The organism is Nonomuraea sp. C10, assembly GCF_008017515.1.
GTDB lineage: Bacteria > Actinomycetota > Actinomycetes > Streptosporangiales > Streptosporangiaceae > Nonomuraea > Nonomuraea ferruginea.
This window is the reverse complement of sequence record NZ_VPFF01000003.1, coordinates 1,182,120-1,205,990: the sequence shown is the minus strand read 5'-3', so window position 1 is coordinate 1,205,990 and position 23,871 is coordinate 1,182,120. Positions and strand designations below refer to the sequence as shown.

Below are 23,871 nucleotides of genomic sequence, written 5' to 3'. Positions count from 1 at the left end.
GGATAACTTCCCTGGATTACCGATGCCGTCTAACGGGTATAGAGATCAGCCCGCCCAGGCGCCTTCCAGGAACCGGGCCGTGTTCAGCACCATCAGCGGCCCCGAGACCAGCGCGTACGCCACGATCACCCACCGTCTCCTGGTGGCGAGCAGGGCCAGGGCCACCCAGAGCGGAAACCACAGCAGCAGCGAGCGCGGCACCGACAGGTAGTACGCCGACGTCATGAGCGCGGCCGCCTGCAGCCCCGTGTAGACGGCCTCGCTCCACCTGCGCAGCGCCAGCAGCCAGATCAGCCCGATCACCGCCACCACGGCGCCGGCGATCTCCATCCGGAAGGCCGGCGCCATGTCGCCGCCGCCCATCGCGTTGTTCCAGGTGACCGCCCAGGCGTCCCAGGGCCACACCATCTCGCGCCCCCAACCGGCCTCCTGCGCGTGCTTCCACGCCAGCCAGTCGCCGGTACGGGTGTAGTGGTAGAAGGAGTAGCCGGCCAGCGGCAGGAACGGCACGGCCAGCCAGGGCGCGCGGCGCAGCGGGGCCCTGCTCAGGGCGAACTCCGCGATCAGCGCCGCGGCCAGGAACAGCCCGGTGATGCGTACGCACGAGGCGCCGGCGGCGAGGGCCGCGGCCGCCGGCCAGCGGCCCTGCCGGGCGGCCAGCCAGGCGGGGATCGCGAAGGCCAGGAACAACGACTCGCTGTAGCCGGCGCTCAGGAACACGGCTGCGGGGAAGAGCACCAGCCCCAGCACCGCCATCCAGCCCTGCGCGCCCTCGTGCTCGGCCAGCCTGGCCAGCGCCACCATGGCCACCGCCCCGGCGACGAGCGAGACGATCAGCCCGGCCGCCGACCAGTCCGGCACCACCAGGTGCACCAGGCGCAGCGCCGCCGGCAGGCCGGGGAAGAAGGCGGGCAGCCCGCCGTCGGCCGGCCGGGCCGGGTCGCCGTCGTAGCCGAAGCGCGCGATGGTGACGAACAGGTGCGCGTCCCACCGCTCCCACCGGCCGAGATACTCGTGCAGCGACACGCCCAGCAGCGTCGTCACGAGCAGGCCGATCCGCGAGCCGAACCAGATCAGCAGCGCGTCCCGGCCGGCCGAGCGGGTGATCATCGGAAGGCGAGGCTCCGCAGCGTGAACCGGTCAGGCGCCTCGTCGAACACCCCGCCGATCTGGTCGTCCACACCTCCCTGGCGCACCAGGTCCTTGTCCGGGCGCAGGATGTCGCGTACCACGAACGCCATCATGATCCCGATGGTGATGACCCGTCCCCAGACGGCGGTGAAGTACGTGTCGTCCCCGATGCCCAGGTCGGTCCGGGAGAGCGGCGCCTGGTTGAGCAGGTAGAGCCAGATCGCGAAGAAGTACCAGACCTCGGCCACCTGCCACAGCGCCAGCGGCTTCCAGTTCGGCCTGGCGAGCACCGCGAGCGGCACCAGCCACAGCACGAACTGCGGCGACCACACCTTGTTCGTCATCATGAACGCGGCCAGCGCCAGGAAGCAGATCTGCGCCAGCCGGGGCCGGCGCGGCGAGGTCAGCGTGAGCACCGCGATGCCCAGGCAGAGCAGCGCCAGCGACACCATGCCGAGCGTGCTGACGTCGGTCTCGCCAAGGATCGGCCAGCCCTTGTTGTGGAAGAACAGCCACGGCGATCCCCAGTCGACGCCACGCTCCTGGGAGAAGACGTAGAACCGGCGCCAGCCGTCCCAGGCGAAGACCATGAAGGGCAGGTTGACCGCGAGCCACACGCCGGCGGCGTAGCCCATGGTGACCAGGAACGGCCGCCATCGCCCCGTACGCCAGGTGAGCAGGAACAACGCCCCCACGAACATCAGCGGGTAGAACTTCGTGGCGATGGCCAGCCCCAGCAGCACGCCGGCCAGCACCTGCCGCTTGCGCGCCCAGGCCAGGAGCATGCCCATGGACAGCGCGCCGGCGACGAGGTCCCAGTTGATGTAGGCGGCCAGCACGACCGCGGGCGCGAGCGCGTACCAGACGGCGTCCCAGCGGCGGGTCGGCCCGGCGGCGGCGGCCATCAGCAGCACGCCGGCCACCAGGCAGAGGCCCATCAGCACGACCGTGATGTCGTAGAAGCGCACCGCCTGCGCCACGACGTCCTGCTCCAGCCACCGCACGATCCAGGCGATGACCTGCATCACCTCGCCGAGCACCACGGGGTACTCGACGTGCTTGTCGAACGGGACGTCGGCGAAGTAGGGGTTCTGGGTCGCGAGCTGCCGGTCGAAGTAGAGCGGGTAGATGTCGGTGTAGCAGAAGTTGGTGTACGTGGCGGTCTGGTCGTTCCAGCCGCCGTTGCGGCACGGCAGCCGCATCACGTACGCGAGCGTCGCCCCCAGGACCGCGAACAGCCCCAGGGGGAGATACGGCACGACCCGCGCCATGGACGGGCCGCGCCTCAGTATCGCCGTCACCGTTCTTCGCGCCTGCCCGGCGGGGAGTCCGGTGCGTTCCTGCTCCCGCCCATGAAGCCGTCGTCCACCGGGATCTCGTCGTCCTGGTTGGGGTCGACCGACACGTTGCCGTCGTCGTCGGAGCACGGCCCGATGACGCAGTCCTGCTCGGTGCCCTGCTGGTCGTTGTCGAACGGGTCGCCGGTGTCGAGCTCCAGCGAGTCCTCCGTGGGCGTCGGGGTCGGGGTCGGCTTGGGCACGAGGTCCTCGGTGACACCGGTGTCGGCCCGCTCGGGGAACGGCACGACCTTCTGGCCCTTGGTGGCCTCGGTCATGAACGTCTTCCAGATCGACGCGGGGTAGGTGGCGCCCTGGAACCCGGAGCCCAGCGGGATCTCGTACGGCCTGGAGTACGGGTTCTCCATGGTGTACTTCTTGCTCTTGCCGCGGGCCCAGGGGCAGTTGTCGTTCACCGGCTTGACGACCTTGCCGCTGTCGGTACGGCACTGCTGCCTGAACATGCCGACCGCGGTCGACACCTGCGGCGTGAACCCGACGAACCAGGCTTCCTTGTTCTCGTTGTTGGTGCCGGTCTTGCCGGCCACCGGGCGGTCGTAGAGCGCGGCGTTGCGGCCGGTGCCCTGCTTGACCACGGCCTCCAGCGCGATGACGGCGTCGGCGGCGGCCTCCGGAGAGATGACCTGGGCGTAGCTCTTCTTCTCGGTGAGCACGGTGTCGCCGTGCTTGTCCTTCACCTCGATGACGACGTGGTTGTCGTAGTGCCTGCCCTGGTTGGCGAAGATCGAGTAGCCGCCCGCCTGCTCCACCGCCGACACCGTGCCGCTGCCGATGGTGATCAGGTAGTGGTGCTGCTCCATGGCGGCCTCGAGCCGCTTCTTGCTGAGGCCCGACTTGCTCGCGATGTCGATGACCTTGTCGAGGCCGACCTTCTCCCCCATCTTGGCGTAGGCGGTGTTGACGGAGCTGGCCGTGGCGCTCACCACGTCGACGCCCGGGGCCTTGAACGCGTGGTCGTTGTCGATCGGGGTGGTGCCGGGCAGCTTGACCGGGCCCTTGGTGGGCACGTAGCTGCGCAGGCTGTAGCCGGCGTCCAGCCAGGCGGCCAGCACGTACGGCTTGAACGCCGACGCGGCCTGCTTCTGCGACTGGAAGGCGTCGATCCACTGGTCCTTGGCGTAGTCGGCGCCGCCGTAGAAGGCGAGGACCTGCCCGTTGCGCGGGTCGACGGCCGCCAGGGTGGTGTTGATCTCCGGGTCGAGGCTGCCGGTGTGCTTGTCCACCGCGGCCTTGGCGGCGCGCATGAGCTTGAGGTCGAGCGACGACTTGATCCGGTAGCCGCCCTTCTCGACGTCCTCCCTGGGGATGTCCAGCGACTCCAGCTCGTCCAGGACCACCTGGACCATGTAGCCCTTGATGCCGTTGAACGGGTTCTTCGGCTTGTACTTGGTCCGCTTGGGAGCCGTGGGCGACTTGGCCGGGAGTGCGCCGTACGCCTGCGGGTCGAGCTTGGCCATCTGCCCGAGCGCGTAGTCGTAGCGCTCCTCGGTCGGGGCGAGGTTGCCCGCCTTCTCCTCGCGGTCGAAGCGGTCCGGGTTCTGGATGCGGCCGGCGAGGTAGGCGCCCTGCTCGGGTGTGAGCTTCTCCACCTTCTTGCCGAAGAACGCCTCGGCTGCCGCGCCGATGCCGTGGGCGCCGCGGCCGAAGTAGATGGTGTTGAGGTACTGCTCCAGGATCTGCTCCTTGGAGATCTTGTCGCTCAGCTTGACCGCGACGAAGATCTCCTTGACCTTCCGCTGGATGGTGCGCTCCTGGGAGAGGCCGTCGTAGTAGGCGCGGGCCATCTGCTGGGTGATGGTGGACGCGCCCTGCACCTGCTGGCCGCTGACCGTGCTGTAGAGGGAGCGGACCATACCGCTGAAGGAGATGCCGGAGTCATCCCGGAAGGTGTCGTTCTCGGCGGCGATGACCGCGTCCTGCACCGCGCGCGGCACCTGGTCGTACGTGACCGGGATGCGCTTGGTGCCGAGCCTGGCCAGCTCCGTGCCGTGCCGGTCGACGATGATGCTCTCCTGGTCCTCCACACCGTCCTGGACCTGGTCCTGGGTGGGGACGGGAGTGTTGGCGTACGCGACCGCGATCATGCCGAAGACGCCCGCGGACAGCACCACGAAGCTGGCCACGACGAGCTTCCAGCTCGGCAGGAACTTGCGCCACTTGGGGCGGTCGCCGCCGCCCTTCGGCGGGCCGTCCGGCGGCTCCGACGGGCCGCCGGGCCCGCCGCCGCTCCTGCGCGCGCGCCGGGGCGCGTCGCTGACCATCGTCTCCTGGTTGCTGCGGGCCCGGGTCTCCTGCTCGGGAGCCCGGCGGCGGGAACCGGCCGCGCGCCTGCGACCGGGCTGGCCGGGAGCGCCCGGCTGCTGACCGGGCTGACCGGGCTGACCCGGCTGAGGGCCGGGCTGAGGGCTCGGCTGGCGGCTGGGCTGCTGACCGGGGGCGCCGGGCACGCCCGGCTGGGCGGGCGGCGCCGAGCGCGGGTTGGCGCGGGTGGGCGGGTCGTTGTACGGCTGCGCGGCCATCGCGCCGGTCTGCTCGTAAGCGGCCTCGGGACGACGGGCGGGCGGCCCGCCCCAGCTGGACTCGCCGGTTTGCGGCGGCGGCTCCTGGGGCACGGAACGAGTTGAGCCGGAGCGGCGGCGCCTCCCCGGGCGGGCCGTCCCTTCGTTGCTGCTGTAACTCACGCGTCCTCGCATCGTCGTCGGATAGCACGGCGGATTGGGGCGTGACTCCTCGCCGTCCTCGGTTCTGTCGTGCGGCCGTTTGCCCTAGCTCCGGCCGACGAGGCCCGGCGGCCCGTTCCCGAGGACGAACGAGACCGTCAGGTGATTCCAGGAACAACCTTGGCAGACCTCGACCACGTACACCCGGAACTCGTCGTAATCATGAGCCATCTCGGTCAGGTCTGAGGTCACCTTTGCCTGACCGGCATGGCGTCCGAGCGAGTCCCCGTACACATAGGTCACGTTGGTGACGTTCTCCCGCTCGCACATCGGGCAGAGGCGATCGGTCGGCTCGCCGAAGTGGCGGGCCGCCCGGAGGAGGTACGGCTGTGCGTCGCAGACGTCGCCGGGCGGAGTCCGCCCCGCGCGCACGGCGTGGACGACCGCCCGCTTGGCGAGCCCGTAGTCCACCACCCTTCGCTGTGACCACATGGGCGCCAGACTACGGCTTTTTTCCGATTGATCCCAACGACTTGGGGAAGTCGTCAATTGCTCGATATAGCGGCGCGACGTATCCTCTGGATGTATCGGCTCGATACATCGACGCGAGAGGAGGGCGGTTCCCATGGCCGGCGGACAACGCAGGGTGCTGGAACTGGCCGTGCTCGGGTCGCTGCACGAGACGCCGCTTCACGGCTACGAGCTGCGCAAACGGCTCAACACGCTACTCGGCATGTTCCGCGCGTTCTCCTACGGGTCGCTGTATCCCTGCCTGCGCTCTCTGCTGGAGCAGGGGCTCATCGCGGAGGAGCAACCGGCCCAGGCCACGATCGTGGGCGGCCGATCGAAGATCGTCTACAAGCTCACGGCGGAGGGCAAGGAGCGACTGCAGGAGCTGCTCACCCAGGCCGGCCCGTCGGCCTGGGAGGACGAGAGCTTCGGCGTCCACTTCGCGTTCTTCCGCCACACCGAGGCCGAAGTCCGCCTGCGCATCCTCGAAGGCCGGCGCAGCCGGCTGGAGGAGCGCCTCGACAGCGTGCGCACCGCCCTGGCCCGCACCAGGGAGCGGCTCGACAGCTACACCCTCGAACTCCAGCGTCACGGGCTCGAGTCCGTCGAGCGCGAGGTGCGCTGGCTCAACGAGCTGATCGCCACGGAAAGACGGGCCTCAGAGCGGGGCCCGGCAACAGACACCACATCAAGTGATGAGTAAGGGAGCGAGTGCGATGGGTTCGGTTCGCGTGGCCATTGTCGGTGTCGGCAACTGCGCGGCGTCACTGGTCCAGGGCGTTCACTACTACAGGGACGCCGACCCGGCCGCGCGCGTGCCGGGCTTGATGCACGTGAAGTTCGGCGACTACCACGTGGGCGACGTCGAGTTCGTCGCGGCCTTCGACGTGGACGCCAAGAAGGTCGGTCGCGACCTGTCGGAGGCGATCGTCGCCAGCGAGAACAACACGATCAAGATCACTGATGTGCCTCCGACGGGGGTGATCGTCCAGCGCGGCCACACCTACGACGGCCTGGGCGAGTTCTACAGCGAGATCATCGAGGAGTCCGACGAGACTCCCGCCGACGTGGTCCAGGTGCTCCGCGACAACCGGGTCGACGTGCTCGTCTCCTATCTGCCCGTGGGCTCCGAGGACGCCGCCCGGTTCTACGCGCAGTGCGCCATCGAGGCGGGGGTGGGCTTCGTCAACGCGCTGCCCGTGTTCATCGCCTCCGACCCCGAGTGGGCGGAGAAGTTCACCGAGGCGGGCGTGCCGATCGTCGGTGACGACATCAAGTCGCAGGTCGGCGCCACCATCACGCACCGCGTCATGGCCAAGCTGTTCGAGGACCGCGGGGTCGAGCTGCTGCGCACCTACCAGCTCAACTTCGGCGGCAACATGGACTTCATGAACATGCTGGAGCGCAAGCGCCTCCAGTCGAAGAAGATCTCCAAGACGCAGTCGGTGACCTCGCAGATCCCGCACGAGATGGCCAAGGCCGACGTGCACATCGGGCCGTCCGACCACGTGCCGTGGCTCGACGACCGCAAGTGGGCCTACGTGCGACTCGAAGGCCGCTCGTTCGGCGACACGCCGCTCAACCTGGAGTACAAGCTCGAGGTCTGGGACTCTCCCAACTCGGCCGGCATCATCATCGACGCCGTGCGCGCGGCCAAGATCGCCCTCGACCGCGGCATCGGGGGCCCGATCCTGAGCGCTTCTTCGTACTTCATGAAGTCGCCGCCCGTGCAGTACTCCGACGACGAGGCCCGCGAGCAGGTGGAGAAGTTCATCCGCGGCGAGGTCGAGCGCTGACCCCGGTCTTCGCGGCGCCGCACGGCACGTGCGGCGCCGCGGCGCGTTTCTAGGGGGCGTACGGCTGGCGCGCGGCGGGCGGCAGCTCGTCCTCCGAGGCCGTCGGCCACTGGAGCGGGTCGGGGCCGAGCGCCGACAGCAGCGGCATCTGCTCGCGGCACCACGGCGAGATGGAGATCAGCTCGCTGAGCACGCCCTCGGCGAACTCGGGCCACGGCATCCACCTCGTCTCCCCCACCTCGTCGGGGTTGGGGCTGGCGGAGCCGTCGACCAGCACGCGGTAGACGGGGCACAGCTCGTGCTCGACGATGCCGTTGCCCATGACCGCGCGGTAGGAGAAGCCGGGCAGCACCAGGTCGGCCCGCTCGACGGACAGGCCCAGCTCGAAGGAGAGCCGGCGCAGGACCGCCTGGTCGAGCCGCTCGCCCGGCAGCGGGTGGCCGCAGCAGCTGTTGGTCCACACCCCCGGCCAGGTGAGCTTGTGGCCGGCGCGCCTGGTCAGCAGCACGCGGCCGTCGCGGTCGAAGGCGTAGCTGGAGAAGGCCAGGTGCAGCGGAGTCTCCCGGCCGTGCACGGACAGCTTGGGCGCGGTGCCGAGCGCGTGGCCGGAGCCGTCAACGAGTACCACGTGTTCCACAGTCGTCACGCTATGAAGCGTATGTGATCACGTGCTTCCCCTGAACCCGTTCGCCCACCTGATGCGCCAACCTCTTGTGTCCCCGCGCATCACAGGCTCAGGGCTAGGCTGACGGGGTGTCATTCGTCGCCGATCTGCGCGTGGTCCTCCGAGGCCGGGATTTCCGGCGGCTTTTCGGCACGAGACTGGTCTCCCAGTTCTCCGACGGGATCTTCCAGTTCGGCGTACTCGGGTTCGCCTTCTTCAACCCGGAGAGCCAGACCACCGCCCTGGGCGTCGCGGCCGGTCTGGCGGTGCTGCTGTTGCCTTACAGCGTGCTCGGGCCGTTCGTCGGGGTGTTCATCGACCGGTGGTCGCGGCGGCAGATCCTGATGATCGCGCCGATCGTGCGCGGCGCGCTGCTGCTCGGGGCGGCCGCCCTGGTGGCGGCCGACGTGCCCGACCCCGTCTTCTACATGGCGGCGCTGGCCGTGCTGGGCGTCAACCGGTTCTTCCTGGCGGCGCTGGGCGCCTCGCTGCCGCACGTGGTGCCGAGAGACCGGCTGATGGCCGCCAACGCGGTCACCCCGACCTCCGGGACCGTCGTCACCTTCGTCGGCGTGGGCGCCGGGTTCCTGCTGCGCGAGCTGTTCGGCATGGGCGACACGGGGGTGGCGTGGCTGCTGGCGACCTCCGGCGTGGTGTTCGGGCTCAGCGCGCTGATCGCGCGCACGATGGAGCGCTCGCTGCTCGGCCCCTCCCACGACCCGGACCGGCCGCAGACGCGCGAGGCGCTGCGCAACGTGGTGGCCGGGCTCGCCGACGGCGCCCGCCACCTGGTCGGACACCGGGTCGCCGCCGCCACGATGGGCGCGATGGCCGCGCACCGGTTCTTCTACGGCATGGCGACCGCGCTGGGTATCATCCTCTACCGCTACTACTTCACCGACGGCGATCCGGAGGCGGCGCTGAACGGGGTCAGCCTCGTGGTGGCCACCTCCGGCGTCGGCTACTTCCTCGCCGTGATCATCACCCCGTACGCGACCGAGTGGTTCACCATCACCCGGTGGGTGCCGATCGCGCTGACGTCCGCGGGGGTGCTCGCGGGCGTGCTCGTGGTGCCCTTCCAGGAGTGGGGGCTCCCGGTGGCCGGGTTCGTGCTCGGCCTGGCCGGGCAGAGCGTCAAGATCTGCGCCGACACGACCGTGCAGCGCGACCTCGACGACGTCTATCTCGGCCGCGCGTTCTCCGTCTACGACATGCTCTTCAACGGCATGTACGTGCTCGCGGCGGCCCTGTCGGCGGCCATCCTGCCGCCCGACGGCAAGTCGTACGCCGCCGTGGTGATCATCACGGCCGGCTACCTGGCGAGCGCGCTGGCCTACCGGATGATCACCCGGACGCGCGAGACGGTCAGCCCGTGACGACGTCGTTGGCCTCGGCCCAGTCGCGCAGCGCGGCCGTGGCCTCCTCCTTGCCCAGCACGCCTTTGTCGAGCCGCAGGTCGAGCAGGAACTTGTAGGCCTGACCCACCACCGGCCCCGGGCCGACGCCGAGCACCCGCTGGATCTCGTTGCCGTCGAGCTCGGGGCGGATCTTGGCCAGCTCCTCCTCCTCGGCCAGCCGGGAGATGCGCTCCTCCAGCTGGTCGTACGTGCGCGACAGGGCGGCCGCCTTGCGCTTGTTGCGCGTGGTGCAGTCGGCCCTGGTCAGCTTGTGGAGGCGGGTCAGCAGGTGGCCGGCGTCGCGCACGTAGCGGCGCACCGCGCTGTCGGTCCACTCGCCGGTGCCGTAGCCGTGGAAGCGCAGGTGGAGCTCCACCAGCCGCGACACGTCGGCGACGACGTCCTTGGGGAAGCGCAGCTCGGTCATCCGCTTCTTCGTCATCTGGGCGCCCACGACCTCGTGGTGGTGGAACGACACCCGTCCGCCGGGCTCGTGACGCCTGGTCTTGGGCTTGCCGATGTCGTGCAGGAGCGCGGCCCAGCGCAGGATGCGGTCGGGCTGGCCGTCGTCCTCCTGGGCGATCGCCTGGTCGAGCACGGTCAGGCTGTGCTCGTAGACGTCCTTGTGGCGGTGGTGCTCGTCGATCTCCAGGCGCAGCTTGGGCAGCTCGGGCAGCACGTGGGCGGCCAGGCCGGTGTCGACGAGCAGCCGCAGGCCGTCGCGCGGGCGGGCGCCGCAGACCAGCTTGTCGAGCTCGTCGCGGATCCGCTCGGCCGAGACGATCTCGATGCGCCCGGCCATCTCCGTCATCGCGGTCACCGCCGCCTGGTCGACGGTGAAGCCGAGCTGCGAGGCGAACCTGGCGGCGCGGAGCATGCGCAGCGGGTCGTCGCCGAAGGAGCGCTCCGGCGGGCCGGGGGTGCGCAGCCGCTTGGCGGCCAGGTCGGGCAGGCCGCCGTAGGGGTCGACGAACTCGTTGGAGGGCAGCCGTATCGCCATCGCGTTGACGGCGAAGTCGCGGCGCTCCAGGTCGGCGTCCAGGGTGTCGCCGTACATGACCTCGGGTTTGCGCGACTTGGGGTCGTAGCTCTCGCTGCGGTAGGTCGTGATCTCGATCAGCCAGCCGCCTTTGCGCAACCCGACCGTGCCGAAGTCGATGCCGATCGTCCAGACGGAGTCGGCCCAGTCGCGCACGATGTCGAGCACCCGTTCGGGCCGCGCGTCGGTGGTCAGGTCGAGGTCCTTGCCGACACGGCCGAGCAAGAGGTCGCGCACGGGGCCGCCGACCAGGGCCAGCTCGTGGCCGTGGTCGGCGAACACACGGCCGAGCTCGTCGGCCACGGGGGCGATCTTGCGGAACAGGTCACGCATGGCCCGCTGCTGCGTTTCGGTCAGATTTGAGTCGGACAAGCTGGGTAGGTCCTTCGATTCCGGAACATATCCCCCGAGCCACACCGGGTCCGGGTTACCTTCGGTCAGGGGACCGACGGCGCGATGGAACGAGGCAAGGAGGTCTCATGAAGGACGCCCTCGCGATCCACCGCTGGCTCCTCGCACACCAGGTCCACCATGAGATCGTACGCCTTCCGCGCCCCATCACTTGCGCGGACGAGCTTCCCGGGACGATCTCCGCCGCGCCCGAGAGGTGCGTGACGGTCACGGTGTTCGAGGTCGCTCCGAGGATAGGGCGCGAGTTCGTCGTCGCCGTCGTCCACCCTCTCGCCACTCCCCCGGGACCGGCCGCCGTCGGCGGCCTGCTCGGTGTCCGTACGGTACGCCTCGCGCGCGCGCACGTCGTCAACAGGGCCACGGACTACGCGGCCGGGCTGGTCGGCCCGCTGCTGCTGCCCGAAGAGCTGCCGCTGTTCATCGACGACCGCCTGAGCGCCGACACCGAGCCGGTCTTCTCCGCCACCGGCGAACGCCACGCGGTCCTCAGTATGCGCGCCCTCGACCTGCTCACACTCGTGTCGGGGAAGACCGTCGACCTCCGCGTGCCGCAGCCCCGGGGAAGCCTGGAGGCGGTCGCGCCGGGGCACTGAGCCCGTACCATTGCGGGCGTGTGTCGTAATCCAGCCAGGGCGCAGGCGTGATCCGGAAGGCCACGCTGCTCGCCGTGCTCTCGGCCGCGCTGCTCGTCCCCTCCACGGTGGCGGCGGCGCCGGGCGCGGCTGCCGCGAGCGCCGCCGCGCGGCAGGGCATCGACCTGACCCTCACCTCCGTCACGCCCGATTACGCCACCGAGCGTGCGACCGAGATAAAGATCACCGGCACGGTGCGCAACAGCGGCTCCGTCGCCACGCCGGGCCTGCGGGTCAGGGTGCGCTACTCCTCCCAGCGCTTCGCCGACCGGGCCGCGATGGCCGCCTACGCCGACGACACCACGACGGCCACCCAGCCGCCCAACGTCTCGACCCAGTCGAGCATGGTCATCTCCGAGCTGGCCGCCAGCGCCTCCCAGGACTTCGAGCTGACCATGACGCCCGCGCAGTTCGGGCTGACCTCGTTCGGCGCCTACCCGCTCGCCGTCGAGGTGGTGCAGTGGGACGCCGTGCAGCTCGCCTCCCAGCGCACCTTCCTCACGTACGCGCCCGCGACCGGCCAGCAGCAGCCGGTGCGCAACCGGCTGGCGCTCGTGCTGCCCGTGATCGACCAGCCGCGCCGGTCGGACGACGGCACGTTCGTCGACGACGAGCTGGGCGCCGAGCTCACCGGCAAGGGCCGGCTGGCCGACCTGGCGCGCATCGCCGAGATCGCGCCCTCCAGCGTGACCTGGGTCGTCGACCCGGCGCTCTTCGACGACGTCCAGGCCATGACCAAGCCGTTCCGGGTCAAGACCGGCGACGGCAAGCCCGAGGAGCGGCCCGCCGACGCCGCGGCCTCCCAGTGGCTCGTCGGGATGCGCGCGGCGCTGGCCGACAATCCCGTCATCGCCACCCCGTACGCCGACCCGGACGTGACCGCGCTGGCCCACCGGGGCCTCGACCGGCAGCCGGGGCGCGCGCTGGAGCTGGCCGCGAAGAAAGCCTCGCTCATCAAGAGCGACGTGTCGACCTCGACCTACTGGCCGGTCGGCGGCATGCTCGACGCCGACGCGCTCGACCTGCTCGCCGTCGGCGCGCCCGGCGCCACCCGGGTCGGCAAGGTCCTGCTCGACCCGGCCAGCCTGCCGACCCAGCAGGCCGCCTCCGCGGCGACCGTGCTCCCCGCCGTCACCCCCGACGCCGCCACCACGCTCGACACCGTCATGGGCCCCGTCACCGCCCTGGTGGCCGACGCCGAGCTGAGCCACGTGCTCGAACCCACCCCCGGCACCCGCGGCGCGATCCTGCTGAGCAGGCAGCGGTTCATCGCCGAGACCGCGATGATTTCCGTCGAGCCGGGCCAGACCCGCGCGCGTTCCCTCGTCATGGCCCCGTCCCGGCGCTGGAACCCCAGCCCGACGCTCGTCTCGACGCTGCTGAAGACCGCGGGCAAGCTCCCGTGGCTGTCGCTCACCCCGCTCGACTCGATCAAGGTGCCCCGCGACCGGGTCCCGCGCGCCGGGCTGACCTACTCCGACCGCGACCGCAAGCAGGAGCTCAGCGGCAAGTACCTGGAGCCGGTCCGCGAGGTCGCCGCGCAGGCCCAGCTGGCCGCGGAGGTCACCGGCCAGCAGCAGTCGTCCTTCGACGCCGCGGTGCTCAGGCTCGCCTCCTCCGCCTGGCGCGGCGACACCAAGGCCGGCCGCGCCGTCACCGAGCAGGTGAGCGAGGCGGTCAAGGACCGCATCGGGAAGGTGTCGATCACCGGCGCCGGCCCCGACCAGCCGCGCACCCTCGCGGGCAGCGACGGCGAGGTCCCGATCAGCGTGAAGAACGAGCTGACCACCCCCGTCTCGCTGTACGTCGACGTCAAGTCCGACGACCCGGGCCTGCTCGAAACCCATCTCCCGCAACTGGAGCCGCTGCAGATCGACGGCGAGCAGAGCGGCACCGTCCAGATCCCCATGACCGTGACCTCCTCCGGCGGCGGCGACGCCTCGGTGACCGTCCAGCTGCGCACCGCCGACGGCCGGGCCTACGGCGAGCCGGTCAAGCTGATCGTGCGCACCACCGGCTACACCGGCATCGCCCTGGTCATCGTGGGCGGCGCGCTGACCGTCATGCTGGCGGCGGTGGTCACCCGGATACTCCGGCGCAGGTCGCAGCGGCGGGTCGCACGGGCGGCCCGGACACGTGAGAGTGAGGCCATATGAGCCGCCTGCTGCGTGCCAGCGCCATCATGGCCGCCGGCACGATGGTTTCGCGCGTCACCGGGTTCGTCCGCACCATGGTGCTGGCCTACGCCATCGGCACGGCCGCGCTGGGCGACGCCTACAACGTCGCCTACGCCATCCCCTACAGCATCCTCGACCTGCTGCTGCTCGGCGTGCTCAGCAGCGTCGTGGTGCCGATGATCGTCAAGGCCCAGCAGCGCGACGCCGACGGCGGCCGCGCCTACGAGCAGCGGTTGCTGACGCTCGCCACCATCGCGCTCATCGTCGTGGCCGCGCTGGCGGTGCTGGCCGCCCCGCTGATCATCGACCTCTACACCGACTGGGACCGCGGGGAGCGCCAGTTCGAGGTGGCGGTGCGGCTGGCCCAGTTCATCCTGCCGCAGCTCGCCTTCTTCGGCATCGGCGCGGTGGCCGGGGCGATTCTCAACACCCGTGACCGGTTCGCCGCCCCGATGTGGGCGCCGGTGGTCAACAACCTGGTCGTCATCTGCGTCATGGTCGCCTACGCGATCATCGTCACCGACGGTTCCGACGTCGACGCCGTCACCAACGGCGAGCTGGCCCTGCTCGGCCTCGGCACCACGGCCGGCATCGTGGCCCAGGCGACGGTGCTGGTGATCGCGCTGAAGCGGGCCGGGTTCCGCTTCGTCGCCCGCTTCGACCTGCGCAACGCCCGCCTCGGCGAGATGGCCAAGATGGGCGTCTGGACCATCGGCTACGTGGTCGTCACGCAGCTCGGGTTCCTGCTCACCACCAACCTCGCCAGCGCGGCCGGCGACGTGGTCAGCGGTCACGGCGTCTCCCCGTACACCCTGGCCTTCCAGCTCTTCCAGCTTCCGTACGGGGTCGTCGGCGTCTCGGTGATCACCGCGATGCTGCCCAGGATGAGCCGGGCCGTGGCCGAGGGGCGCTTCGACGAGGTGCGGTCCGAGTTCGGCTCCAGCGTGCGGCTCATCGGGGCGGTGATGGTGCCGGTGTCGCTGCTGCTCATGGTGCTCGGGCCGGCGATCGCCGTGCCGCTCTACGGCCACGGCGCCAACACCGTCGCCAACGCCGTCTACATCGGCAACGTGCTGCAGGTCTACGGCCTCGCGCTGGTGCCGTTCGCGGTCTTCCAGCTGCTGTTGCGGGTCTTCTACAGCTTCGGCGACACCCGCACGCCCGTCTTCGTCGGCGCCGGCACCACCGCCGTCAACGCCGCGCTGATGGTGCTGCTCTACAACCTGCTGCCGGCCCGCTACGCGGTCATGGGGCTGGCCCTGGCCTACGCGATCGCCTACGCGCTCGGCGCGCTGCTGGCCTGGGTGCTGGCCTCCCGCCGGGTCGGCGGGCTGGGCGGCTGGCAGGTCTGCATGTCGATGACCAGGATGTATCTCGCCGCCCTGCCCACGGCGGTGCTGGCCCTGGCCACCGTGTGGAGCATGCAGGAGATCTTCGGGATGCCCGGCTTCCTCGACTCGGTGATCACTTTGGCCGTGGGCGGCGGGCTCGGGATGATCCTTTACCTGTGGGTCGCCCACCGCGCGCGCATTCCCGAGGTCAGCTCGGTCGTTGGGATGGTCGCCGGGCGGGTACGCCGCTAAAGAGCGCGGGGAGCAACCGGCTCGGGCACTAGCATGGTGCCGACACGCGCGAATGGAAGCAGGAGGGGCGTGGGCGGATCCATCCGGCATAGCGTGCCTGCGCAGGACACCGCCAGGCAGGCACGTCGAGCCGTGACCAGGGATGATCGGGCGAGCGGGGTGAGCCAGTGAGCACATCGGCGATCGAGCCCGGCACCCGCCTCTCCGACCGGTTCCGGCTGGAGGACCGGGTCAGCGAATCCGACGGCGCCACCTACTGGAAGGCCATCGACGAGATCCTCGCCCGCCCCGTCGCGGTGCTGACCTTCGCGCCCGACTTCCCGCGCGTGCAGGAGGTCGTCACCGCCGCCCGGGCCGCGAGCAGGCTCACCGACCCCCACCTCACCCAGGTGTTCGACGCCGCCCAGGACGCCGACCACGCTTACGTCGTCAGCGAGTGGGTGACCGGCGACACCCTCGCCGACCTGCTCTCTTCCGGTCCCTTGGATCCCGAGCGGGCCGCCGGGCTGGTGGCCGAGGCCGCCGAGGCGCTCGCGCACGCCCACGAGGCCGGCCTCTACCACCTGTGCCTGCGCCCCGGCAACCTGGTGTGGACCACCGGAAACACGGTCAAGGTGCTGGGCGTGGCCGTCGACTCGGCGCTCTACGGACTGACCACCGATCAGCCCGGGCTCGACGACGCAGAGGGCCTCGGCCGCCTGCTGTACGCGGGGCTGACCGGCCACTGGCCCGGCGACGAGGAGGAGGGCACGCTCCCGGCCGCGCCGATGACCGACGGCCACTTCTGCACCCCCCGCCAGGTGACCGCCGGCGTGCCCGGTTATCTCGATACGGTCACGATCCGGGCCTGCCTTCCCGAGTCGCGCCGGGGGCAGGGCGCGCTGTCCAGCCCCGCCGAGATCGCCGAGGCGCTCGCCGACGTGGCCAGGCCGATGCCGATCTCGATCCCGTACGGATCCGCGCCGTCGGTGACGACGTCGGCCTCCCCCAGTGAGGGCCTCGACACCGACCGGCGCAGGCTCACGGCGCCGCAGCACCTCCAGCCGGCCGTCCAGACCGGGCCGCAGGGCGGCGGCAACGTGCTCAACCGGGCGCTGATGACCGCGGTCGTGCTGCTGGTGATCGTCGCGGTGGGCGTCGGCGCCTGGACGATCGGCCGGAGCCTCGGCAGCCCCGACGGCCAGGAGGCGCAGCCCACGCCGACCACCGCCACCACGTCGCCGCCCGCCCAGGCGCAGGCGGTCAAGGCCGAGAAGGCGACCGGGTTCGACCCGCTCGGCGACCAGGAGGAGAAGGCCGAGCTGGCGGCCCTCACCATCGACGGCAAGCCCAGCACGTTCTGGAAGACCGACAACTACAACAGCGCCGCGCTGGGCAATCTCAAGGACGGGGTGGGCCTGCTCCTCGACATGGGCAAGTCCATGCAGATCAGCGACGTGGTGGCTACGCTGGGCGAGGCCCCCGGCGCGACCGTCGAGCTCAAGGTCGGCGACCAGGCCGACCTGTCGTCGCTCAAGACCGTCGCCCGGGTGAAGGGCGCCTCCGGCAAGACGACCTTCAAGCCGGAGCAGACTGCCAGCGGGCAGTACGTTTTGATCTGGTTTACCCGTCTTCCGGCGGACGCGGGCAAGTTTCATGGCACCATCTATGAAGTAGTCGTGCACTCTCCAGGATCGGCATAACCAGGAATCCCTCTTGTGAACTCCCCACCCGAGACCCCCTCACCAGCGGATCGGCCTGCGGTCAGCGACGCCGATCTACTGGCCGCGCACATCACCGGGGATCCTCACGCCTTCAGCGAGATCGTCAAGAGGCACCGCGACCGGATGTGGGCCGTCGCGCTGCGCACGCTCGGCGACCCCGACGAGGCCGCCGACGCCGTCCAGGACGCCTTCGTCTCCGCCTACCGCAAGGCCGGCTCGTTCCGCGGCGAGGCCGCCGTCACCACCTGGCTCCACCGCATCGTCGTCAACGCCTGCCTCGACAGGATGCGCCGCAAGTCCGTGCGCCCGGTGGCCGACGACGAGCTGATCGAGGCCGCCGAGCGCGACGCCCAGTTGCCCGACCAGACGGTCGAGCGTGAGGTGTCGATGGAGGTCTCGGCCGCGCTCAAACTGCTCCCCGCCGACCAGCGGGCCGCGCTCGTGCTGGTCGACATGATGGGCTACTCCGTCGAAGACGCAGCTCAGGTGCTGCAGGTGCCCAGCGGGACGGTGAAGAGCCGATGCGCCAGGGGCCGCGCGAAACTTGCCCCGATTCTTTCGCATCTGCGGAACCGATCTGACTTGAGTCGCGTCTCATCCGCGAAGGGAGACAGAACTTCGTGACGGGTGAAACGCACTACGATCTGGACGCCCTCGCCGATTTCGCCGAGGGCCTCCTAGACGCCGACACGGCCGGCCTGGTCCGCGACCACCTCGCGGTCTGCCCCCCATGCGGGGAGCTGCTGGCCGATCTAGCGGCGGTTCGAGAGGTGCTCGCGGCGACTCCCACGCCGGCCATGCCGATGGGTGTCGCACTGCGCATCGACAAGGCGCTGGCCGCCGAGGCGGAGTCCCAGCGCGGCGGAGTCGGCCTGGCGGATGCGCCGGACTGGGACAAGCTCATGCGTGACGCTCCATGGGAGCGGCAGGAGCCGGAGCCCGTGCGACTCGGGGTGGTCTCCGACGACGGCACGGTCGTCCCGGCCCGCACGCGCACCGCCCGGCGGCGCCGGTGGGCGATGCCCGCGGTGGCGGCGGCCGCCGCGGCCGCGGTGGTGGGCACCGCCGCGGTGTCGGCGAGCCTGCTCGCCTCCGGAGGAAGCGAGCCGACGGTCCAGCCACCACCGGTCGTGGCCCAGAGCCAGCCGTCCAGGGAAGAGGCCAAGGCGCGCGCCTACGCGCTCACCGACAGCGGCCACAACTACAGCGACCAGGAGCTGGCCCAGGCGCTCGGTGACTTCCTCGCGCCCGCCCCGATCGTCGGCGGCGAGTCCGGCGGCAACCAGGTCGACCACTGCGTCGGCACGGTGTCCAGCCGGGCCAAGCTCGAGGTCTTCGCCGTCGACCAGGGCCAGTACAACGGCCAGGAGGCCATCATCATGGCGTCCTGGAAGAACAAGGAGACCAAGCGGCTGCGCATCGACGTCGTCGACCCGTTCAACTGCAAGAACCTGCGCAAGCCCGCTCTGGGCCGCTGGTAGTCCCTGACCTGTGAAGAGCCCGCCTCGGCGGGCTCTTTCGCGTGTGCGCCCGAGGGCCGGGAATGGCGACGGCTTAGGATCTGTTGAGGCCAAAGGCAACATCAGACTAGAGAGGCGTGGGAGCGTTGGACGACGTTCGTAACGTGATCATCATCGGATCCGGTCCCGCCGGATACACCGCGGCCGTCTACTCCGCGCGCGCCGAACTCCAGCCTCTGGTCTTCGAAGGCTCCGTCACCGCCGGCGGCGCGCTCATGAACACCACCGACGTGGAGAACTTCCCCGGGTTCCCCGACGGCATCATGGGCCCCGACCTGATGGGCAACCTGCGCAAGCAGGCCGAGCGGTTCGGCGCCGAGCTGATCGCCGACGACGTGGTGGAGGTCGACCTCAAGGCCGATCCCAAGGTCGTCAAGACCTACGACCAGACCTACTACGCCAAGTCGGTCATCCTCGCGATGGGCTCCGGCTACCGCGAGCTCGGTCTGGAGAACGAGAAGCGGCTGTCCGGCCGCGGCGTCTCCTGGTGCGCGACCTGCGACGGTTTCTTCTTCCGCAACAAGGACATCGTGGTCGTGGGCGGCGGCGACACCGCCATGGAAGAGGCGACGTTCCTGACCCGCTTCGGCCGCATGGTGACCGTGGTGCACCGCCGCGACCAGCTGCGCGCCAGCAAGATCATGCAGGATCGGGCGTTCGCCAACGACAAGATCCGCTTCATCTGGGACACCGAGGTCGTCGACGTCCTCGGCGACACCAGGGTGGAGTCCGTCAAGCTGCGCAACGTCAAGACGGGCGAGGAGTGCGACCTGGCCACCGACGCGCTGTTCCTGGCGATCGGCCACGACCCGCGCACCGAGCTCGTCAAGGGCCAGGTGGACCTCGACGACGACGGCTACATCAAGGTCGCCCACCCGACCACCGCCACCAACATCGACGGCGTGTTCGCCGCGGGGGACGTCGTCGACCACATCTACCGCCAGGCGATCACCGCGGCGGGCACCGGCTGCTCGGCGTCCCTCGACTCCGAGCGCTGGCTCGCCAACAACGAGAAGTAAGGGAGCGCATCCGTGAAGGCAGTTACCGACGCCACGTTCGAGGCCGAGGTCCTCAAGAGCGAGAAGCCCGTTCTGGTCGACTTCTGGGCCGAGTGGTGCGGCCCGTGCCGTCAGGTCGCGCCCATCCTCCAGGAGATCGCCAACGAGCACGGCGACAAGCTCGAGATCGTCAAGCTCAACATCGACGAGAACCCCGAGGTTCCCCGGCAGGCGGGTGTCCTCCAGATCCCGACGATGAACGTCTACAAGGGCGGCGAGCTCGTCAAGCAGATCATCGGCGCCAAGCCGAAGGCCATGCTGCTCCGCGAGCTCGACGGCATCATCTAGGTCCGTCCACCCGAGAGCCCTCCGCCGCGTGGCGGAGGGCTCTCGCGTTCACAGCTCGCCTCGATACCAGGCCTCGGCCTCGGCTCTCAGCGCGTGCTCGTCCGGTTCCGGCGGCCGCGCTCCGGCGGCCTTCCCCAGCAGTGCCCGTACGAACCGGTCCGGATCGTACGGAGGAGTGAAGGACGCGACGAGGGGGTCGCCCGCGTCGCAGCGGGCGCACAGGAGCACCTCGCTGATGCCCCGGACCTCGTTCCCCGAGGCGTTCGTCCAGATGTGGGGCAGGCGCAGGACGGCGAGGACGTCGCCGGTGCGGCACCTCGGGCACGCCGGGGTCATGCGAACGCGCCGGCGCCGAGCAGCGCCTTGACGTCGCCGTAGAACGCCGGCTCGGCAGCGACCCGGAAGGGGCGGAGGTCCAGCAGCACGGCCCCGACCCGCACGTGCACGGGCGCCCTGCCGGGATGGGTGGTCAGGATGTGCTTGAACTCCCGGACGAGTCGCGGGTTCAGCTGGTTCTCCCTGATCGAGATCACCACGGGCGGCTCGGCGTCCGCCCGGGTGACGTCCAGGACGGCGATCTCCTCGGCGTAGACGCTCGTCGTCTCGTCGCGCACGTTGACCCGTCCGCGTACGGAGATCACCCGGTCCTGGGCCAGCGCCTCCCGGTACAGGATGTAGGTCTTGGGGAAGACGAGGCACTCCACGGAGGCGTCGTGGTCCTCCAGGGTGACGATCGCCCACGGGCTGCCCTGCTTGGTGACCTTGCGCTGCAGGCCGGAGACGATGCCGCTGACCCGGACCGCGGCGTCCTGCCGTCCGGAGGCCAGCAGGTCGGCGATCGTGGTGTCGCGGTTGGCGTCGAGGATGTGTTCGGCGCCGTCGAGCGGGTGGCTGGAGACGTACAGCCCGAGCATCTCGCGCTCGAAGGCCAGCAGCGTGGCCTGGTCCCACTCGCCTTCGGGGATCACGACGGAGAACCCCTCGCCCTGTTCACCCTGCTCGCCGAAGAGCGAGTCCTGACCGCGCGCCTCGTTCCGCTTGACGTCGGCGACCAGGTCGACGGCCTGCTCGTGCACCGCGACCAGGGCCTTGCGGTGATGGCCCAGGCTGTCGAAGGCCCCCGCCTTGGCCAGTGACTCGATGACCCGCTTGTTACAGACCACAGAGGGGACCTTGGCGAGGAAGTCGTTGAAGCAGGCGTAGCGGCCCGCGGTCTCCCTGGTGGTGACGATGGCGTCCACGGCGCCGGCGCCGACGTTGCGGACGGCGCCCAAGCCGAAGCGGATGTCGGAGCCGACGGCGGCGAAGTCCAGCCGGCTGGCGTTGACGTCGGGAGGCAGCACCCTGATGCCCAGGCGGCGGCAGTCGGCCAGATAGACGGCCATCTTGTCCTTGTCGTCGCCGACCGAGGTGAGCAGCGCCGCCAGATACTCCTGCGGGTGGTTGGCCTTGAGGTAGGCGGTCCAGTAGGAGACCAGGCCGTATCCGGCGGTGTGCGACTTGTTGAAGCCGTAGCCGCTGAACGGGACCAGCACGTCCCAGACCGCGCCGATCGCCTCGGCGGAGAAGCCGCGCTCGCGCATCCCGGCGGAGAAGCGGTCCCACTCGGCGTCCAGGACCTCCTTCTTCTTCTTGCCCATGGCCCGGCGCAGCATGTCGGCGGCGCCGAGGGAGTAGCCGGCCAGCTGCTGGGCGATGGCCATCACCTGTTCCTGGAAGACGACCAGGTGGTAGGTGTCGCCCAGGATGGGCTCCAGCGCCTGTTCCAGTTCCGGGTGGATGGGCTCGACGGGCTGCCTGCCGGTCTTGCGCAGCGCGTAGTTGGTGTGGGCGTTCATCTCCATCGGGCCGGGCCGGTAGAGCGCGTTCACCGCGGCGATGTCGGTGAACGTGGTGGGCCGCATCAGTCTCAGCAGGACCCGCATGCCGCCGCTGTCGAGCTGGAAGACGCCGAGCGTGTCGCCGCGCGCCAGCAGTTCGTACGTGGTCGGGTCGTCGAGCGGGATGTCCAGGATGTCGAGGTCGACGCCCTTGTTGGCGCGGACGCCCGCGATGGCGTCGCCGATGACGGTGAGGTTGCGCAGGCCGAGGAAGTCCATCTTCAGCAGGCCCATGTCCTCGGCCTGGGTGAACGGGAAGCCGGTGATGACCGGGCCGCCGGCCTTGGGTTTGACCAGCGGGAGCACGTCGATCAGCGGCTCGCTGGAGAGGATCACGCCCGCGGCGTGCACGCCGGTGCCCCGGGTGAGGCCCTCGATGCCGGCCGCGGTGTCGATCACCCGCTTGACGTCGGGATCCCGCTCGTACATCTGGCGCAGCTCGCTCGCCTCGCCGTGCCTGGGGTGGGCGGCGTCGTGGATGGCGGCCAGCGGGATCTCCTTGCCGCCGTCCGCCGCGGGGAACGCCTTGGTGATGCGGTCGCCCAGCGCGTAGGGCAGGCCGAGCACCCGGCAGGAGTCCTTGATGGCGGCCTTGGCCTTGATGGTGCTGAAGGTGACGATCTGGCAGACCCGGTCGTCGCCGTACCTGCGCGTGACGTAGTCGATCATCTCGTCCCGCCGGCGGTCGTCGAAGTCCAGGTCGACGTCGGGCATGGTGACGCGTTCGGGGTTGAGGAAGCGTTCGAAGATGAGCCGGTGCTCGATCGGGTCGAGCTGGGTGATGCCCGTGCAGTAGGCCACCATCGAGCCCGTGGCGGAGCCGCGGCCGGGGCCCAGGCCGATGCCGTTCTCGCGCGCGTACCGGCAGATGTCGGCCACGACCAGGAAGTAGCCGGGGAACCCCATCGCGTCGATGACGGACAGCTCGTAGTCGATGCGGTCGAGCACCTCCCGCGGCGGATCGCCGCCGTAGCGGCGGCGGGCCCCGTCTAGCGTCTCCGCGCGCAGCCAGCTCGACTCGGTCTCGCCCTCGGGTACGGGGAAGCGCGGCGTCAGATCGCGGTGCGCGAACACCTCGTCGTAGTCGCCGACCCGCTCGGCGATCAGCAGGGTGTTGTCGCAGGCGCCGGGCACCTCGGCGTCCCAGAGCGCGCGCATCCGGGCGGGAGACTTGATGAAGTAGCCGCTGCCGGAGAACCGGAAGCGGTCGGCGTCGGCCAGGCGCTTGCCCGTGCCCACGCACAGGAGCGCGTCATGGGCCCCGGCCTGGTCCTCCGTGACGTAGTGGGAGTCGTTGGTGGCCAGGGGCGGCAGTCCGAGCCGCTTGCCGAGGCGCAGCAGATCGTCCCTCACCCGGCGCTCGATGGCCAGGCCGTGGTCCATCAGCTCCAGGAAGTAGTTGTCAGGACCGAAGAGGTCGCGGTAGCGCGCGGCGGCCTCGACGGCCTGGTCGTACTGGCCGAGGCGGAGCCTGGTCTGCACCTGGCCGGAGGGGCAGCCGGTGGTGGCGATGATGCCGGGGGCGTGTTCGGCCAGCAGTTCATCATCCATACGCGGATATTTCTGGACATGGCCCTCCAGCCAGGCCCGTGACTGGAGGCGGAACAGGTTACGCAGCCCCTGCGCGCCGGTCGCCCACATGGTCATGTGCGTGTAGAGCCCGCGCCCGGAGACGTCGCCGCCCTCGCCGGTCTCGTCGTCGGACCGGCGCAGGGCGAGGTTGTCGCTGTAGTACACCGGCTTCCGGTGGAGCCGCGACTCCGGGGCGACGTAGGCCTCGATGCCGATGACGGGTTTGACTCCGGCCTTGCGCGCCGTCCGGAAGAACTCGTACGCACCGTGCACGTTGCCGTGATCGCTCATCGCCACGGCGGGCATCTCCTGGCGGGCGACCTCGTCCATCAGCAGGCCGACCTTGGCGGCGCCGTCGAGCATGCTGTACTCCGTATGCACATGCAGATGGACGAAGGACACCACGTCTCCCGGTTGTAGGCTCGCTCGCGAACCCGAGCATTCGACCCGAGAGGCGGCCCGGTTGTCCAACAATCGACACGCCGATCCCCC

At 70.2% G+C, this 23,871-nt stretch carries 19 protein-coding genes; 11 read left to right on the top strand and 8 right to left on the bottom strand.

Features of this window, described 5'->3' with window-relative positions; all coding sequences use genetic code 11:
• Positions 1-45: 45 nt before the first annotated feature.
• The 4 genes from FR742_RS37235 to FR742_RS37220 all read right to left on the bottom strand — a co-directional run bounded on the left by FR742_RS37235 (position 46) and on the right by FR742_RS37220 (position 5,641).
• Positions 46-1,110 (bottom strand): mannosyltransferase family protein, encoded by a 1,065-nt coding sequence (locus FR742_RS37235; protein ID WP_148035957.1) that lies wholly within the window; start codon positions 1,108-1,110, stop codon positions 46-48.
• On the bottom strand, positions 1,107-2,432 hold the full coding sequence (locus tag FR742_RS37230; protein ID WP_148035956.1) for a glycosyltransferase family 87 protein: 1,326 nt from the start codon (positions 2,430-2,432) through the stop codon (positions 1,107-1,109). Before FR742_RS37230 ends, FR742_RS37235 begins: the two co-directional genes overlap by 4 nt.
• Positions 2,429-5,101, bottom strand: coding sequence for a transglycosylase domain-containing protein (locus FR742_RS37225; protein WP_148035955.1), 2,673 nt, complete (start codon positions 5,099-5,101; stop codon positions 2,429-2,431). The genes FR742_RS37230 and FR742_RS37225 overlap by 4 nt, the downstream gene beginning before the upstream one ends.
• A gap of 153 nt (positions 5,102-5,254) precedes the next feature.
• A complete protein-coding gene (locus FR742_RS37220; protein WP_148035954.1) occupies positions 5,255-5,641 on the bottom strand; it encodes a DUF5318 family protein in 387 nt (128 codons plus the stop codon).
• A gap of 133 nt (positions 5,642-5,774) precedes the next feature.
• Between FR742_RS37220 and FR742_RS37215 the strand changes: the two genes are divergently transcribed.
• Together FR742_RS37215 and FR742_RS37210 are read left to right on the top strand one after the other, a co-directional pair.
• Complete coding sequence (locus FR742_RS37215; RefSeq protein WP_148035953.1) at positions 5,775-6,362, top strand: PadR family transcriptional regulator; 588 nt, start codon at positions 5,775-5,777, stop codon at positions 6,360-6,362.
• A gap of 13 nt (positions 6,363-6,375) precedes the next feature.
• Positions 6,376-7,455, top strand: coding sequence for an inositol-3-phosphate synthase (locus FR742_RS37210; protein WP_148035952.1), 1,080 nt, complete (start codon positions 6,376-6,378; stop codon positions 7,453-7,455).
• 49 nt (positions 7,456-7,504) lie between these two features.
• Here FR742_RS37210 and idi read toward each other — a convergent pair whose 3' ends face one another.
• Complete coding sequence (idi, locus tag FR742_RS37205; protein ID WP_148035951.1) at positions 7,505-8,101, bottom strand: isopentenyl-diphosphate Delta-isomerase; 597 nt, start codon at positions 8,099-8,101, stop codon at positions 7,505-7,507.
• Between the two features lie 107 nt (positions 8,102-8,208).
• Between idi and FR742_RS37200 the strand changes: the two genes are divergently transcribed.
• Complete coding sequence (locus FR742_RS37200; protein ID WP_148035950.1) at positions 8,209-9,495, top strand: MFS transporter; 1,287 nt, start codon at positions 8,209-8,211, stop codon at positions 9,493-9,495.
• On the opposite strand, the gene FR742_RS37195 is transcribed toward FR742_RS37200, so the two are convergent.
• Positions 9,485-10,888 carry a CCA tRNA nucleotidyltransferase gene (locus FR742_RS37195; protein ID WP_148035949.1) on the bottom strand — a complete coding sequence of 468 codons (1,404 nt, stop codon included), beginning with the start codon at positions 10,886-10,888 and terminating at the stop codon, positions 9,485-9,487. The two genes, FR742_RS37200 and FR742_RS37195, sit on opposite strands and share 11 nt — an antisense overlap.
• Before the next feature lie 146 nt (positions 10,889-11,034).
• Here FR742_RS37195 and FR742_RS37190 point away from each other — a divergent pair, with 146 nt between their 5' ends.
• The 8 genes from FR742_RS37190 to trxA all read left to right on the top strand — a co-directional run bounded on the left by FR742_RS37190 (position 11,035) and on the right by trxA (position 19,927).
• Positions 11,035-11,559, top strand: coding sequence for an aminoacyl-tRNA deacylase (locus FR742_RS37190; protein ID WP_148035948.1), 525 nt, complete (start codon positions 11,035-11,037; stop codon positions 11,557-11,559).
• Between the two features lie 47 nt (positions 11,560-11,606).
• Complete coding sequence (locus FR742_RS37185) at positions 11,607-13,754, top strand: DUF6049 family protein (RefSeq protein ID WP_148035947.1); 2,148 nt, start codon at positions 11,607-11,609, stop codon at positions 13,752-13,754.
• The gene (gene murJ, locus FR742_RS37180; protein WP_187281555.1) at positions 13,751-15,358 is read left to right on the top strand and encodes a murein biosynthesis integral membrane protein MurJ; all 1,608 of its coding nucleotides are present in this window, start codon (positions 13,751-13,753) and stop codon (positions 15,356-15,358) included. The genes FR742_RS37185 and murJ overlap by 4 nt, the downstream gene beginning before the upstream one ends.
• A gap of 167 nt (positions 15,359-15,525) precedes the next feature.
• Positions 15,526-17,040, top strand: a complete 1,515-nt coding sequence (locus FR742_RS37175; RefSeq protein ID WP_148035946.1) for a protein kinase family protein — start codon at positions 15,526-15,528, stop codon at positions 17,038-17,040.
• 15 nt (positions 17,041-17,055) lie between these two features.
• Complete coding sequence (sigM, locus tag FR742_RS37170) at positions 17,056-17,685, top strand: RNA polymerase sigma factor SigM (protein ID WP_148035945.1); 630 nt, start codon at positions 17,056-17,058, stop codon at positions 17,683-17,685.
• Entirely contained in the window at positions 17,682-18,542 is an 861-nt protein-coding gene (locus FR742_RS37165) for an anti-sigma factor (RefSeq protein WP_148035944.1), read from the top strand. The genes sigM and FR742_RS37165 overlap by 4 nt, the downstream gene beginning before the upstream one ends.
• A 125-nt stretch (positions 18,543-18,667) precedes the next feature.
• Positions 18,668-19,600, top strand: coding sequence for a thioredoxin-disulfide reductase (gene trxB, locus FR742_RS37160; protein WP_148035943.1), 933 nt, complete (start codon positions 18,668-18,670; stop codon positions 19,598-19,600).
• 12 nt (positions 19,601-19,612) lie between these two features.
• The gene (gene trxA, locus FR742_RS37155; protein WP_148035942.1) at positions 19,613-19,927 is read left to right on the top strand and encodes a thioredoxin; all 315 of its coding nucleotides are present in this window, start codon (positions 19,613-19,615) and stop codon (positions 19,925-19,927) included.
• 48 nt (positions 19,928-19,975) lie between these two features.
• On the opposite strand, the gene FR742_RS37150 is transcribed toward trxA, so the two are convergent.
• Together FR742_RS37150 and dnaE are read right to left on the bottom strand one after the other, a co-directional pair.
• Entirely contained in the window at positions 19,976-20,263 is a 288-nt protein-coding gene (locus tag FR742_RS37150) for a DUF6300 family protein (RefSeq protein ID WP_148035941.1), read from the bottom strand.
• Positions 20,260-23,784, bottom strand: a complete 3,525-nt coding sequence (gene dnaE / locus FR742_RS37145) for a DNA polymerase III subunit alpha (protein WP_148035940.1) — start codon at positions 23,782-23,784, stop codon at positions 20,260-20,262. The genes FR742_RS37150 and dnaE overlap by 4 nt, the downstream gene beginning before the upstream one ends.
• Between the last annotated feature and the right edge of the window lie 87 nt (positions 23,785-23,871).